Below are 13,435 nucleotides of genomic sequence, written 5' to 3'. Positions count from 1 at the left end.
ATGAGCTATCAACTCGAAAATACCCAGCGCGGCGAGAAATACAACACCATCTTCAGCAAGGTGTCGCCCGCTCAACGGCGAATGCGCAATGCCCGCTCACATATGCGTTCGCGATTATTGTTAGGTCTATACCTGTTCCTGATGATTCTGCCGATTTACTGGCTCATCAATATGTCGCTACAAACCAATAGTGAAATTTTGGGGTCAATGACCCTGTGGCCCCAGAATCTCACCTTTGATAACTATATCGGTATCTTTACCAACTCAAGCTGGTACATGGGCTACGTCAATTCAATGCTTTATGTGGCAATGAATATGCTCATCACCATTTGCGTGGCGCTACCGGCCGCCTATGCCTTTAGCCGCTACACCTTTATTGGCGATAAGCATCTGTTCTTTTGGCTGCTGACCAATCTAATGGCACCACCGGCGGTGTTCTTGCTGCCCTACTTCCAGCTCTACTACTCGGTAGGTCTGTTCGATACTCACATTGCCGTGGCGCTGGCCCATTGCTTGTTCAACATCCCGCTGGCGATCTGGATCTTGGAAGGCTTTATGAGCAGCGTGCCCAAAGAGATCGATGAGACCGCGTACATCGACGGCTATAGCTTCCCACGCTTTTTCGTCAAGATTTTCATTCCGATGATTCGCTCGGGCATTGGCGTCACGCTGTTTTTCCTCTTCATGTTCTCGTGGGTGGAGCTGTTGCTGGCACGCACGCTGACAGCCACTGATGCCCAGCCTATCGGCATGATCATGACGCGTACCTCCACCGCTTCGGGTATTGACTGGGGGACGCTGGCCGCCGCGGGTGTTCTGACCATTATTCCTGGCATTCTAGTGGTCTACTTTGTTCGCAACCATATTGCCAAGGGCTTTGCCCTGGGCCGTACCTAAGAGGAGCACATTATGTCTTGGATGGTATGGACCCTGCCCACCGCCATATTCTTTTCCTCTATTGCCGCCATGCTGGCGGGGATGACGGTATGGGAGATTCTATCTCCCACGATTGAACGCAAAGGGTTTTTACCCATTGCCACGACTCGCGGAGACCGGCTGTTTATCGGCCTGCTCTCGGCGGCCTTTATCCACCTGGGAGTGATTGGTTTCACCTCATTATCCATATGGATTGCACTAGCGATATCAGCCGTATGGCTGTTGGTAGTAATGCGTTGGGGATAGCCGATCGAGACCCCCTTTTACTGTTTAGAAGGGATGAAGCAAGCATCACCAGCGATTAATCGGTATCAAGGATGGCCAAGCCATCAGGGAAGAACACAACAAAACGAGGTCAACATGCAAAAGCACTACAACAAATTCAAATTGACGACGCTCGCCGCTGGCTTATTGCTGGCTTCGGGAACGCTATCGGCTCAGGAGCAGGATGCCCGCGCCATTGCTGAACGCTTGGTCGATGAGCATTTTCAAAACTCGACACTGAGCCGTGAAGAACAGATCGAAGAGTTGATGTGGTTTGCCAAAGCCGCTGAGCCTTTTCAGGGCATGGATATTCAAACCGTGGCTGAAGGTCTTACCACCCACGTGTACGAAAGCGAAGTATTGGCTGAAGCCTTTAGTGAGCTGACCGGCATCAACCTGACCCATAACATCATTGGTGAAGGCGATGTGGTCGACACCATGCAAAACCAGATGCAGTCGGGTAACAGCATCTATGACGGCTTTGTGAACGATACCGACTCCATCGGCACGCATATCCGCTACGGCACCACCATCAACCTGTCTGAAGCGATGGAAAACGAGTGGGCTGACTACACACTGCCAACGCTCGATCTCGATGACTTCATTGGCCTGCAGTATGGCACCGGCCCTGATGGCAGCCTCTATCAACTGCCCACGCAGCAGTTTGCCAACCTCTACTGGTTTCGTCATGACTGGTTCCAACGCGAAGACTTACAGGAACAGTTCCGCGACATTTATGGCTATGATTTAGGGGTACCCACTAACTGGACCGCCTACGAAGATATTGCCGAGTTCTTTACTGAGCACGTCGGTGAAATTGACGGCACCAAGGTCTACGGCCATATGGATTACGGTCGCCGCGATCCCTCGTTGGGCTGGCGCTTCCACGACTCCTGGCTTTCCATGGCAGGCATGGGCAGTCCCGGCGTTCCTTCAGGTAACCCAGTGGATGATTGGGGTATCCGCGTCAATGAAGATAGCCAACCGGTTGGTGCAAGCGTAAGCCGCGGCGGCGCCACTAACTCGCCTGCCTCCGTATTCGCCATGCAAAAAGCGGTCGATTGGCTGCGCGATTACGCCCCCCAAGAAGCGCAAGGCATGACCTTTGGTGAAGCAGGCCCGGTGCCCGCGCAAGGTCATATTGCTCAGCAAATCTTCTGGTATACCGCCTTTACCGCCGACATGACTGATCCTGCGGTAGCGGTGACCGACGAGGAAGGTAATCCGTTGTGGCGCATGGCGCCGTCCCCGACCGGCCCGTACTGGCAAGAAGGTATGAAAGTGGGCTATCAAGACGTAGGCGCATGGACGTTCTTTGATTCAACCCCGGAAGATCGTCGTACTGCCGCCTGGCTGTTTGCCCAATTCACCGTCGCTAAGACAACGTCGCTGGAAAAACTCATGCACGGGTTAACGCCTATTCGTGAGTCCGACATCTTCTCTGAGCAGATGACCGAGATGGCACCTAAGCTTGGTGGCCTGGTCGAGTTTTACCGCAGCCCCAACGAGTCCAACTGGACCCCTACCGGCACCAACGTGCCTGACTACCCGCGCATGGCACCGCTGTGGTGGCAAAACCTAGCACCGGTCATGAGCGGAGAAGTATCACCCCAGGAAGGTCTCGATAAGCTCGCAGCGGATATGGATAACACCATGCACCGTCTGGCCCGTGCCAACGTCTTCGATAGCTACGCGCCGGTTCTTAATGAAGAGCGGGATCCGCAGTACTGGCTTGATCAGGAAGGCGCACCAAAAGCGAAACTGGATGATGAGATGCCGCAAGGCACCACCGTTCCTTACGAAGAGATGATGAAGGCCTGGATGGAAGCAGGCACCCGCCAACAGTAACCACGCAACAAACTTGCAGGGTGGGTTTAAGCCCACCCTGCAAGGGTTTCATTGGCGGTATGCCAGAGCAAAAGAGAACACTCCCACTGCAATGGGGCTATTTATTGGTCAATTGGATCCGCTATGAAACTGCGAAATCGAAACATTGAAAAACTACCCTCCGACACCTTTGATGCCCTTATTATCGGTGGCGGGATTAACGGTGCGGCCACCGCGGCAGCACTGGCAGGAAAAGGCGCTAAAGTCGCGCTAATTGATCGTGGCGACTTCGCTGGCAGTACAAGCATGCACTCCTCCAATTTGGTTTGGGGAGGAATTAAATACATGGAAAGCAAGGATTTTGCGCTAGTTCGAAAACTGTGCAAAAGCCGTAACCACTTAATTAAGAGTTACCCTTCTACGGTGCAGGAAATTCGCTTCCTGACCACGATTTCAAAAGGTTTCCGCCATTCACCACGCTACCTGTGGGCGGGCACCTGGCTTTATTGGTTAATGGGCAACGGGTTCACCAAGCTCCCACGCCTGCTCTCGCCAAAAAATATTAAGCAGGAAGAGCCCATTATCGATATCGAGGGCGCTGTCGGCGGCTTCGAGTATTCCGATGCTTACCTCCACGATAACGACGCACGTTTTGTGTTTAATTTTGTGCGTCATGCGCTTAACTACGGGGCGATTGCTGCCAACTATGTCGAATCCCTGGGTGCTGAGCGCGAGGGCGACGTGTGGGTCACCAAGGCTCGTAATGTGATGGATGGCAATACCTTTGATATCCGCGCGAAAGTACTCATCAATGCCGCGGGCCCCTGGGTGGACCAACACAATGAGCTGACCGGTCAAAAAACCACTCACCATCATCTCTACTCCAAAGGCATTCACCTCATCGTCCCGCAACTCACCGACTCTAAGCGGGTGCTGGCGTTTTTTGCCGATGATGGACGGCTATTTTTTGTTATTCCGATGGGTAATCGCACCTGTATCGGCACCACCGATACCCATATGGAGCACCCAGAGGTCGATGTGACCGCTGATGATATTACCTTTGTGTTGGAAAATATCAATAAACGCCTAACCTTAGCTAAACCGCTTACTCAGGATGACATCATATCGACGCGCTGTGGCGTGCGACCGCTAGCGATCAAAGCAGATCAAGGCAATGATCGAGACTTTCTTCAGCTGTCGCGCAAGCATGTGGTTGATACCAATACTGACAGCGCGCATATCAGCATTTTTGGCGGCAAGCTGACCGACTGCTTGAACGTAGGCGATGAAATTGCCGAAGAGGTTCGTCGCCTGGGTGTTAACCTTCCAGATCCTACTTTCCACTGGTACGGCGAGCCCCCTACGCCGGTGAAGCAGCAGTTTATGGATCAGGCCAAGCGCATGAATCTGGATGCCATGACGGCACCCACCTCCTCAGAGCCGCTCTCGATCCGCCTCTGGCGGCGCTACGCTGATCAGGCTATTCAAATGCTGGAAAAAATTCGCCAGGATCCAGCTCAAGGTGACATCTTAATCGAAGGCACCGAGTACATTCGCTGCGAGCTGGAACATGCGCGGGACCATGAAATGATCACTCAACTTGAAGACTTTCTTCGTCGTCGCGCCAAAGTCTCACTGGTAGTGCCGCATGAAAAGCTGCGTCAATCCAGCGGTCTAAAAGAGGCTTGCCGAGTATTATTTAAAGACGATGCTGAAGAACGTTTCAATATGTATTTTGAACAACACAGAGATACATCGCAGCCTATTAAAACGTCCGTTAATGCATAATCAGCGCGGCGACTATTATAAAGCCCCCTCATTTAAATGAGGGGGCTAACATAGCTTATTAGTTTAGGTGCTATGCATTAATAAGCGTTTTATTTACTTATTATCCTATTCTTCATCTTCGATACGCAGCTGAGAATCACCGGCAAGCACTTCATCCCACGCTTCTTCCACTGTGCAGCCTGAACGACTATCTACGGTATCAATAACTTCAACCGCGTGCTGCAGGGATTCACGGCTGCCCTTCAGTGCTACAACGAGTCTAGCTAGATCTTGCTTGCTGAAGGAGCTGGCGATACTGTCGGCTTGTTGGCTCAATTCGATGCAGTTCATTAGTAATACCTCATGGTATGGTCATCCGCTGCCGTCCGCTAAGCGGTTATAAAGCAGCCATCTGTTAATGACGAATGGTGACGTTGCTACTCATGCTGAGCCGGATAAGTGCTCAGTTCGGTAACTGCGAAACGGTCATAAGCGTTACAAGACCTTCGCCTTTAGCACTTGGGTAATACTGAAGCGCTATGGTTCTGTAGCAGGGAACAGTTGAAAGGTTCGGGATAACGTCCCCCTCTCCTGATCCATAACTTCACTATGGATCACCGCTTAAATACTCACAATCCATCATTGGCCGCAGAGCCGGTTGTAACTCGACTACATAAACGGTTAATAGGCGCACTTGGTGTTAAAGACTTTCATAAAGCTGGTAAAAGCATACAGGACGACCAAAGTAAGCATTGGTCGTCCTGATAAGGGGCGAGAAAGAGGTGAAATATGGGCTTAGCGTATCAGCGTAGTGTGGCAGTTAGGCTATTGCTGACACGTAGGCTCAAGGAGTGGAACGCACCCGTGAAACCGCATCCAGCCAGCCCTGGTAAAGCTGCTCGCGTGTGTCTTCCTTCATACTGGGCACAAAGCTTTTCTCACAGCGCCACAGCTGCTCGATCTCTTCCAGTGTGTTGTACCAGCCTAAACGCAAGCCCGCCAGGTAAGCAGCCCCCAGGGCAGTCGTTTCCAAAATGGTGGGACGATCCACCTGGACGCCCAACATATCGGCAAGGAACTGCATTAACCAGCTATTCTTCACCATGCCGCCGTCAACGCGTAAATTCCCCGGAGGCGCTTCCATATCATCGTTCATACAGTGCTGTAGATCGCGAGTTTGGTAGCACACTGCCTGCAATCCCGCGGCCACGATCTCAGCAATACCGGTATCGCGGGTTAAGCCTAAAATGGCACCACGCGCTTTAGGATCCCAGTGCGGTGCTCCTAAGCCGGTAAAGGCTGGTACCAGATAAACGCTATGCCCACTACGGGTTTCCTGCGCCAGCGCTTCTGTTTCCGAGGCATCCGCAAACAGGTTCAAGCCGTCACGTAACCATTGCACCGTCGCTCCCGCCACGAAAATACTGCCCTCCATCGCATACGTTGGCTTGCCGTTAAGCCGGTAGCCAACCGTCGTTAGCAGCCGGTTACGCGACAGTGAGGCCGTCTCTCCCGTGTTAACAATCATGAAACAGCCCGTGCCGTAAGTGCTCTTACCCATGCCCGGCTGGAAGCATGCCTGGCCCACCAGAGCGGCCTGCTGATCGCCAGCAACGCCAGCAATAGACAGCGGTGCTCCCAACCAGTGGGCCTCGGTCACGCCAAAATCATCGCTGGAGTCTTTGACGTCGGGAAGTAAATTGGCGGGTATATTGAACAGAGCTAGCAGCTCATCATCCCATTGTTGAGTATGAATATTGAACAGCGCCGTGCGTGAGGCGTTCGTTGCGTCGGTTACATGCTTCGCCCCACCGGTGAGTCGCCAGATTAAATAGCTGTCGACGGTGCCAAACGCTAGCTCTCCCCGCTCGGCGCGTTCGCGTGCACCCGCTACGTTATCCAACATCCAGGCAAGCTTAGTCGCAGAAAAATAGGGGTCGATTAACAAGCCGGTTTTCGCTTGAACGGTATCGGTATGGCCTTGATCACGCAACGACTGACATAGATCCGACGTCCGGCGATCTTGCCAAACAATCGCGTTGTAAAGGGGCTCGCCCGTTTTGCGGTCCCATAACAGCGTGGTTTCACGCTGATTGGTAATGCCGATGCCGGCGATTTGGTCAACGCTGACCGCTGCGTTGCGCATGACGTCCCGACAGGTGGTCACCACCGTTTCCCAAATATCATCAGGGACGTGCTCAATCCACCCATCATGGGGGAAGTGCTGGGTGAATTCCTGCTGGGCGACGGCCGCTACCTGACCCTGACGGTCGAAGAGAATAGCGCGGGAGCTGGTAGTGCCTTGATCAATGGCGAGTATAAAAGAGGACATAACACGTTCACTTTGTTGTAGGTGTTTTCGATTTTGTATACTTGCTTTCGGTTTATTATGATTCAAGGCTACTCTAGCCACCCGAAATGCTCAAGGATGAAACAGCTCCTTACCCACTCGACGATAATGGTCAGGCAATATAAAGCGCCACATTGTGGTGGTTAAGCAAACGCAATATGGCCTCTGGGGGGGTACGGTCGGTAAACAGCGCATCCAACTGTTCCAGATTGCCTTGCCGTACCACTGGGTTACGGTGGAATTTAGAGTAGTCGGCCGCTAGATATATACGTCGTGAATTGGCAATGATCGCCTGCGCTACGCGCACTTCCTGGTAGTCAAACTCCAGCAACGACCCATCTTCATCAATACCACTGATGCCGATAATGCCGTAATCCACTTTGAATTGATTGATGAAGTCGATAGTGGCCTCGCCGATAATACCGCCATCACGTGAGCGCACCTGTCCGCCAGCAATAATCACCGTAAAATCCTCTTTGTGCTGCAAGATAGCCGCAACATTAAGATTATTGGTAATGATCTCCAGACCTTGATGCTCTAGCAGCGCTTGGGCAATCACTTCATTACTGGTGCCGATATTGATAAATAGCGAGGAGTGATTAGGTATATGTTGGGCGAGGCAGCGGGCAATGCGCTCTTTCTCTTCCAGGTGCAGCGTTTTACGTGTGCTGTAAGCGGTATTGACGGTACTCGATTCGATCCCAACGCCGCCATGGACACGCCTTACCTGGCCTTCATCGGCCAGGGTATTCAAGTCACGGCGAATGGTCTGCGGGGTCACTGCAAAATGCTCAGTGAGCTGTTCGATACTCATATAGCCGTGCTGGCGAACTAGCTCGACAATGGCATCCTGACGTAATTGTTGATTCATAACCCCGGCCTGTTCAATTTTTTATAGATATCTCACCATAATCTAGCAAAATTTTCGGAATCTGATAGCTCTGTGTGATAAACCGACTGAGCTAACGGCCATAAAGGTAAAAGAATTACAGCGGCCACACCCACAGAATCATCGGAATGGAAACCGTCAAGACCACTAACGAAAGAGGCAAGCCCAGCTTCCAATAATCGCCAAATCGGTAGCCACCTGGGCCTAATACCAGGGTGTTCGACTGATGGCCGATGGGAGTTAAAAATGCACAAGAAGCGCTCACCGCCACCACCATCAGGAAAGGATCAAGAGAAACATCAAAGCCGTTGGCCAAACTCACCGCAATCGGCGCCATCAGCAGCGCAGCCGCGGCATTATTAACCACGTTGGAGAGCAACGTGGAGAGTAGAAATAGCCCAATCAGTGTGAGCACTACCGGCCAATCACTACCAAACCGCAGTAGGCCATTGGCAATCAGATCCGCACCACCACTGGTTTCCAGCGCCTCGCCGACGGGTATCATCGCCGCTAACAGTACGATCACTGGTCCATCAATGGCTTGATAACCTTCGCGTAATGGCAATACACCAATCAGTAGCGATATTAGCGCTGCGCTACTCATGGCCACCGCAGCGGGGAGTAGATCAAACAGCATGGCTATGATGGCCAAACCAAAAATGGCAATCGACATGGCCAGCTTACGCGGCTGGCCAAGATGCAATTCACGGCTAGCGAGCGGCAGGCAGCCCAATGAAGCCAGGCTATCGGAAATCTCTTTTTCGCCCCCCTGTAGCAAAAGTACATCACCGTTTTTGAAGCGTATATCGCGTAACCGTTGCTTTAAACGCCCGCCATCACGAGCAACGGCGACCAAATGCAGCCCAAACTGATGGTTCAAACGCAGTTGACGCACGCTGCGGTTGATCATCATGGAATCATTTCGAACTACCGCCTCTACCAGTTGAAGGCCTTCGGTATCTACCGGCTGGTGCCCCTGGGAAGGCTCTTTATCAGCATTACCATCAGCGTTCTCTTCATTGGCGAGTAGTTCAGCATCATCCGTCACTTCTTCCCGTTCAGCGATTGCACTGAGACCAAGCTTATCTTCCAGCGTTTGTAGCTCATCAGGGCCAGCCTCTAACAGTAGAATATCGCCCTCTTCTAATGCGCCGTGAAAGTTATACCCTGCGCGCCGATTATCATCGCGCACCACCGCCAATACGGGCACCGTTTCATCCAACTCATCGCGCACCTGCTGCAGTGTTAACCCCTTGGCTTTTGACTCTTCACCCACTTTTAATTCGATTAAATAGTTGGCGGTATCGAACATATCGCTGGTCGAGACTTGGCTGTTGCGTCTTGGTGTCAAACGCCATCCCACTAACACAATAAATGCTAACCCGGCCAACGCGACCACAATACCGACCGGAGAAAAACTGAACATGCTGAATGCCTCACCGGTCACATCCCGACGATAGCTGGAAATAATGATATTGGGAGGCGTGCCGATTAACGTCGTCAACCCACCAAGCAAAGAGCCAAACGCTAGAGGCATAAATAATATAGAGGGTGACGTGTCATGTTCGCGGGCCATCCGCATCGCTACTGGCAACAATAGCGCTAACGCGCCGACATTATTCATAATGCCCGAAAGCAGTACAACCGTGCCTACCAGTACGAGAAGCTGGAGCAACAGGTTTTCACCGACTTTCAGCGCTTGATGGGCAATAATATCGACGACGCCAGAGCGCTCAAAACCACGACTAAGAATCAACACCGCCGCAACAGTAATGACCGCCGGATGACCAAAACCTGCAAAAGCGCCTTCGGCGGGCACGAGCCCAAGCATTACCGACCCTAGCAGTGCCGCCATGGCTACCAAGTCATAGCGAAAGCGACCCCAGATAAATCCAGCAAGCGTAAGTCCCAGCACAATAAAAACTAATGTACTAGGGGCAAGCGATAACCATCCCAGGTCTAGCGTTTCTATCGGCAGGGTTTCAACCCCTGAGCCTTGCGCACTTGAGCTTTCAACACTTATCTCCTCAGCCGACATCCTTTTCCTACTCCCTTAGCACCGTTTGAAGGTCAGCATGTGTTGATACACGCCACACCAGAGGCATTGCTTTTAGCTCAAGCACATTAGACGATTACTATACAGCCGTATAGCCCCTGCAAATATATTGCATTTACCGTCTTGTGGCATCAGTGAGTTAGTAAGCCCCGAACCGCCCAGCGGTTAATCGAGCTAAAATGACATGACCTGATTGAAGGAATGCGCTGGCGGGTGCAATGAAGCGCCAGCAGAGAGAAAAGGGGAATTGCCAACAGCATCGACAATGGCATACCGAGCGTGGTCAATATCCCCTAGCTACACCAACACTTATACTGCTGTAGAACACTATAACTATATAAAAAACGCCAACTTACGATGGCAACAGGATAGTGGAGCCGGTGGTTTTACGGCCTTGGAGTGCATCCTGGGCTTTACCCACCTCTGCCAACGGATAGCGGTTAGCAACGTCGACGTTGATTTTGCCGCTTTCAATCATGGCGAAAAAATCCTCACACATCATTTCCAACCGTTCGCGGGTATCGGCATAGCCATTAAGGCTTGGGCGGGTAACAAACAGCGACCCTTTTTGATTGAGAATACCAATATTGACACCCTCCACCGGGCCGGAGGCATTGCCAAAACTGACCATCAACGCGCGAGGCTTAAGGCAATTCAACGATACCTCCCAGGTATCTTTGCCCACTGAGTCATAAACCACATCACACATATTGCCATCGGTCAGTTCGCGCACACGCTCGACCACGTCCTCTTCGCTGTAGTTGATCGTCGCCCAGGCGCCGTTAGCCATCGCAAGATCCGCTTTCTCCTGTGAACTCACGGTACCAATCAACTTCACGCCCAACGACTTCGCCCACTGGCAGGCAATTGACCCCACTCCACCGGCCGCCGCGTGGAATAGTATGGTTTCTCCCCCTTTCAGCTCATAGGTTTGACGCAGCAGATACTGCACGGTCAACCCTTTCAGCATACTCGCCGCCGCTGTTTCGAAATCGACAGCATCGGGGAGCTTGACTACTTTCGCCGCTGGCAACGTATGCATGTCGGCATAAGCACCCAGTGGGCCTTGGGCGTACGCAACACGGTCACCGACACTAAGATGGGTGACGCCTTCGCCTACTGCATCAACGACGCCTGCACCTTCAGTACCCAGTCCCGAAGGCATTGTGGGGGCGGGGTACAGTCCGGTACGCACATAGATATCGATAAAATTAAGGCCAATGGCTTTATTGGCAATACGTACCTCACCCGAGCCAGGAGCCGTTGGCGTCACGTCGACCAGTTCCAGCACTTCGGCACCGCCGGTTTGAGCAAATTGGATACGCTGAGACATACGTATTCCTCCTTCGTTATTGGATGGGTTAACGATTGGCAGTCCACAGTGGCTTTTATGCAATCGTGTCCGGAGATGTAAATAAGGCTAGCACGCTAGCATGTTTTTACCTATGTACTCCCTGGATGAATGACACCATGCTGTCATTCACCCATGCTAAGATCGATCAATAGTGATCGATTAATGCCTAGAGAGTTTGTCATGCCACATCCTGCTATTCATGTTCCTAAACTCATTGCCCATCGCGGTTATTCCGCCGCTGCTCCTGAAAACACCCTAGCCGCAGTTCGCGCAGCCCATCAGGCGGGAGCCACCTGGGTAGAGTTGGATGTACAGCTACTGGGAGATGGTACTCCAGTGATTTGGCATGACGGAGATGTAGCTCGGTGCTCAAACGGACGGGGCAATTTAGCCTCTATGAGCTGGGAAAAAGCCCAAACGCTGGATGTAGGAAGTTGGTTTGGTGACCACTTTACGGGTGAAAAAATGCCCCGTTTAGAGGAGATGTTAGCGCTACTTAATGAGCTGAAAATGGGCGTCAACATGGAAATTAAGGTCAATAAAAGCCGCGACCCCATCGCCCTGGTCGATCGCGCTTTGCCAATAATGCTGGATATCCTGCCGGCCGAACGGTTGATTATTTCTTCATTTAATACCGACGCGCTGAGTCAATGTCGCCAGTATGCGGGGCCCGAGCAATTAGCCTTGGGTCTGCTGTTTGGAAGAGTACCCAAACAGTGGCAAGCACAGTGCGAGGCTATTGAGGCCTTTAGCGTGCACCCTGACTGGACACGCTTAAAGCGCATCCAAGCCGATGCCATGCAGCGCGCGGGGTACCAGCTACTGTGCTATACCGCCAATGATCCCAGTGCCTTCCATCATCGTTGGGATTGGGGTATCGCCAGCGTCATTACCGATGAACCCGCCGCCTTTCAGCGCTTCTTAGCGAGTCATAGTCATTAATTCGATAATACGATAATTCGTCAAAACAATGTCAATCGAAACAATGTCATTTAAAACAATGTTAATCAAAACAATGCCAAGGAGGTGAGCGTGAAATACCTAGGAGCTCATGTCAGTGCCGCCGGTGGTGCCGACCAAGCGGTGCATAGAGCCGTCGACATCGGCGCTGATGCGTTTGCACTATTCACCAAGAATCAGCGCCAATGGCAGGGTAAACCACTCACCGATGAAGCGATCCAGGCATTTGGCGATGCCTGCGCAAAACATGCGTTCTCGCCTGAGCAGATTTTACCTCACGACAGCTACCTGATTAATCTTGGTCATCCTGAGCAAGAAGGCCTACGTAAATCACGAGCTGCGTTTTTAGATGAGATGCAGCGTTGCGAGCAGCTTGGGCTGACGCTGCTCAACTTTCACCCCGGCAGCCACTTAAACAAGATCAGCGAAAGTGACTGCCTCAAACGTATTGCCGACTCTATTAATGAAGCGCTACTGAAAACCAAGAATGTCACCGCCGTGATTGAGAACACGGCCGGGCAAGGCACCAACCTGGGCTGGCGCTTCGAGCATTTGGCGGAAATCATAGCGCATGTCGACGACAAGAAACGCGTCGGTGTATGCATTGATACTTGTCATGCCTTTGCGGCGGGGTACGATTTACGCAGTGCTGAAGCGACGCAAGCCACGCTTGATGAACTGGGCAGCGTGGTTGGCTTTGAATATTTGCGTGGGATGCACTTGAACGACGCCAAAAGCGACTTTGCCAGTAGAGTGGACCGTCACCATAGCCTGGGCAAAGGCACCATCGGCCTGCCCGCCTTTACTACTATCATGCAAGACACGCGTATTGACGGCATTCCGATGATTTTGGAGACCGTCGAACCCGACTTATGGCGTGAAGAAATAAGCTGGTTGCGCAGCCAAGCGCCACAAGCAACCTCAGATCTCTAACCTGATCTCGCTAACCTCAGGTCTCTAACCTCAGGTCTCTAACCTCAGGTCTCTAGCTTGAGATCAGGAATGTCCTCCAATGGCACTTTTTTGCACCCA

Annotated in this window: 11 protein-coding genes; 6 read left to right on the top strand and 5 right to left on the bottom strand. The window is 52.0% G+C overall.

The annotated features are described in order from the left end of the window. The 4 genes from ACFFLD_RS11315 to ACFFLD_RS11300 all read left to right on the top strand — a co-directional run bounded on the left by ACFFLD_RS11315 (position 1) and on the right by ACFFLD_RS11300 (position 4,815). The gene (locus ACFFLD_RS11315) at positions 1-897 is read left to right on the top strand and encodes a carbohydrate ABC transporter permease (protein ID WP_386040202.1); all 897 of its coding nucleotides are present in this window, start codon (positions 1-3) and stop codon (positions 895-897) included. Positions 898-909: 12 nt separating this feature from the next. Continuing rightward, entirely contained in the window at positions 910-1,182 is a 273-nt protein-coding gene (locus ACFFLD_RS11310; RefSeq protein WP_386040200.1) for a DUF2160 domain-containing protein, read from the top strand. A gap of 114 nt (positions 1,183-1,296) precedes the next feature. Next, positions 1,297-3,048 carry an ABC transporter substrate-binding protein gene (locus ACFFLD_RS11305; RefSeq protein WP_386040198.1) on the top strand — a complete coding sequence of 584 codons (1,752 nt, stop codon included), beginning with the start codon at positions 1,297-1,299 and terminating at the stop codon, positions 3,046-3,048. Positions 3,049-3,171: 123 nt separating this feature from the next. Next, entirely contained in the window at positions 3,172-4,815 is a 1,644-nt protein-coding gene (locus ACFFLD_RS11300) for a glycerol-3-phosphate dehydrogenase/oxidase (protein ID WP_386040195.1), read from the top strand. A gap of 105 nt (positions 4,816-4,920) precedes the next feature. Here the strand turns inward: ACFFLD_RS11300 and ACFFLD_RS11295 are convergent, their stop codons facing one another. The 5 genes from ACFFLD_RS11295 to ACFFLD_RS11275 all read right to left on the bottom strand — a co-directional run bounded on the left by ACFFLD_RS11295 (position 4,921) and on the right by ACFFLD_RS11275 (position 11,422). Further along, positions 4,921-5,145 (bottom strand): hypothetical protein, encoded by a 225-nt coding sequence (locus ACFFLD_RS11295; RefSeq protein WP_386040193.1) that lies wholly within the window; start codon positions 5,143-5,145, stop codon positions 4,921-4,923. A gap of 493 nt (positions 5,146-5,638) precedes the next feature. Then, positions 5,639-7,126: a glycerol kinase GlpK gene (gene glpK, locus ACFFLD_RS11290; protein ID WP_386040191.1), complete on the bottom strand. Its 1,488-nt coding sequence runs from the start codon at positions 7,124-7,126 to the stop codon at positions 5,639-5,641. A 130-nt stretch (positions 7,127-7,256) separates the two neighbouring features. Next, positions 7,257-8,015 carry a DeoR/GlpR family transcriptional regulator gene (locus tag ACFFLD_RS11285; protein WP_386040189.1) on the bottom strand — a complete coding sequence of 253 codons (759 nt, stop codon included), beginning with the start codon at positions 8,013-8,015 and terminating at the stop codon, positions 7,257-7,259. Positions 8,016-8,130: 115 nt separating this feature from the next. Continuing rightward, a complete protein-coding gene (locus ACFFLD_RS11280; protein WP_386040187.1) occupies positions 8,131-10,071 on the bottom strand; it encodes an SLC13 family permease in 1,941 nt (646 codons plus the stop codon). A gap of 370 nt (positions 10,072-10,441) precedes the next feature. Beyond that, positions 10,442-11,422 (bottom strand): NADPH:quinone reductase, encoded by a 981-nt coding sequence (locus ACFFLD_RS11275; RefSeq protein WP_386040185.1) that lies wholly within the window; start codon positions 11,420-11,422, stop codon positions 10,442-10,444. Between the two features lie 201 nt (positions 11,423-11,623). On the opposite strand from ACFFLD_RS11275, the gene ACFFLD_RS11270 reads away from it, so the two are divergent. Then, positions 11,624-12,385 carry a glycerophosphodiester phosphodiesterase family protein gene (locus ACFFLD_RS11270; RefSeq protein WP_386040183.1) on the top strand — a complete coding sequence of 254 codons (762 nt, stop codon included), beginning with the start codon at positions 11,624-11,626 and terminating at the stop codon, positions 12,383-12,385. 90 nt (positions 12,386-12,475) lie between these two features. After that, on the top strand, positions 12,476-13,336 hold the full coding sequence (gene nfo, locus ACFFLD_RS11265; protein WP_386040181.1) for a deoxyribonuclease IV: 861 nt from the start codon (positions 12,476-12,478) through the stop codon (positions 13,334-13,336). Positions 13,337-13,435: the final 99 nt, after the last annotated feature.

The organism is Vreelandella sulfidaeris, from assembly GCF_042429665.1.
In the GTDB taxonomy this organism is placed as follows: Bacteria; Pseudomonadota; Gammaproteobacteria; order Pseudomonadales; family Halomonadaceae; genus Vreelandella.
This window is presented reverse-complemented; position numbering and strand designations above follow the sequence as displayed.

Coding starts and splice junctions, on each gene's coding strand:
- ACFFLD_RS11315 (WP_386040202.1), top strand. CDS start 1: ATGAGCTATCAACTCGAAAATACCCAGCGCGGCGAGAAATACAACACC.
- ACFFLD_RS11310 (WP_386040200.1), top strand. CDS start 910: ATGTCTTGGATGGTATGGACCCTGCCCACCGCCATATTCTTTTCCTCT.
- ACFFLD_RS11305 (WP_386040198.1), top strand. CDS start 1,297: ATGCAAAAGCACTACAACAAATTCAAATTGACGACGCTCGCCGCTGGC.
- ACFFLD_RS11300 (WP_386040195.1), top strand. CDS start 3,172: ATGAAACTGCGAAATCGAAACATTGAAAAACTACCCTCCGACACCTTT.
- ACFFLD_RS11295 (WP_386040193.1), bottom strand. CDS start 5,145: ATGAACTGCATCGAATTGAGCCAACAAGCCGACAGTATCGCCAGCTCC.
- glpK (WP_386040191.1), bottom strand. CDS start 7,126: ATGTCCTCTTTTATACTCGCCATTGATCAAGGCACTACCAGCTCCCGC.
- ACFFLD_RS11285 (WP_386040189.1), bottom strand. CDS start 8,015: ATGAATCAACAATTACGTCAGGATGCCATTGTCGAGCTAGTTCGCCAG.
- ACFFLD_RS11280 (WP_386040187.1), bottom strand. CDS start 10,071: ATGTCGGCTGAGGAGATAAGTGTTGAAAGCTCAAGTGCGCAAGGCTCA.
- ACFFLD_RS11275 (WP_386040185.1), bottom strand. CDS start 11,422: ATGTCTCAGCGTATCCAATTTGCTCAAACCGGCGGTGCCGAAGTGCTG.
- ACFFLD_RS11270 (WP_386040183.1), top strand. CDS start 11,624: ATGCCACATCCTGCTATTCATGTTCCTAAACTCATTGCCCATCGCGGT.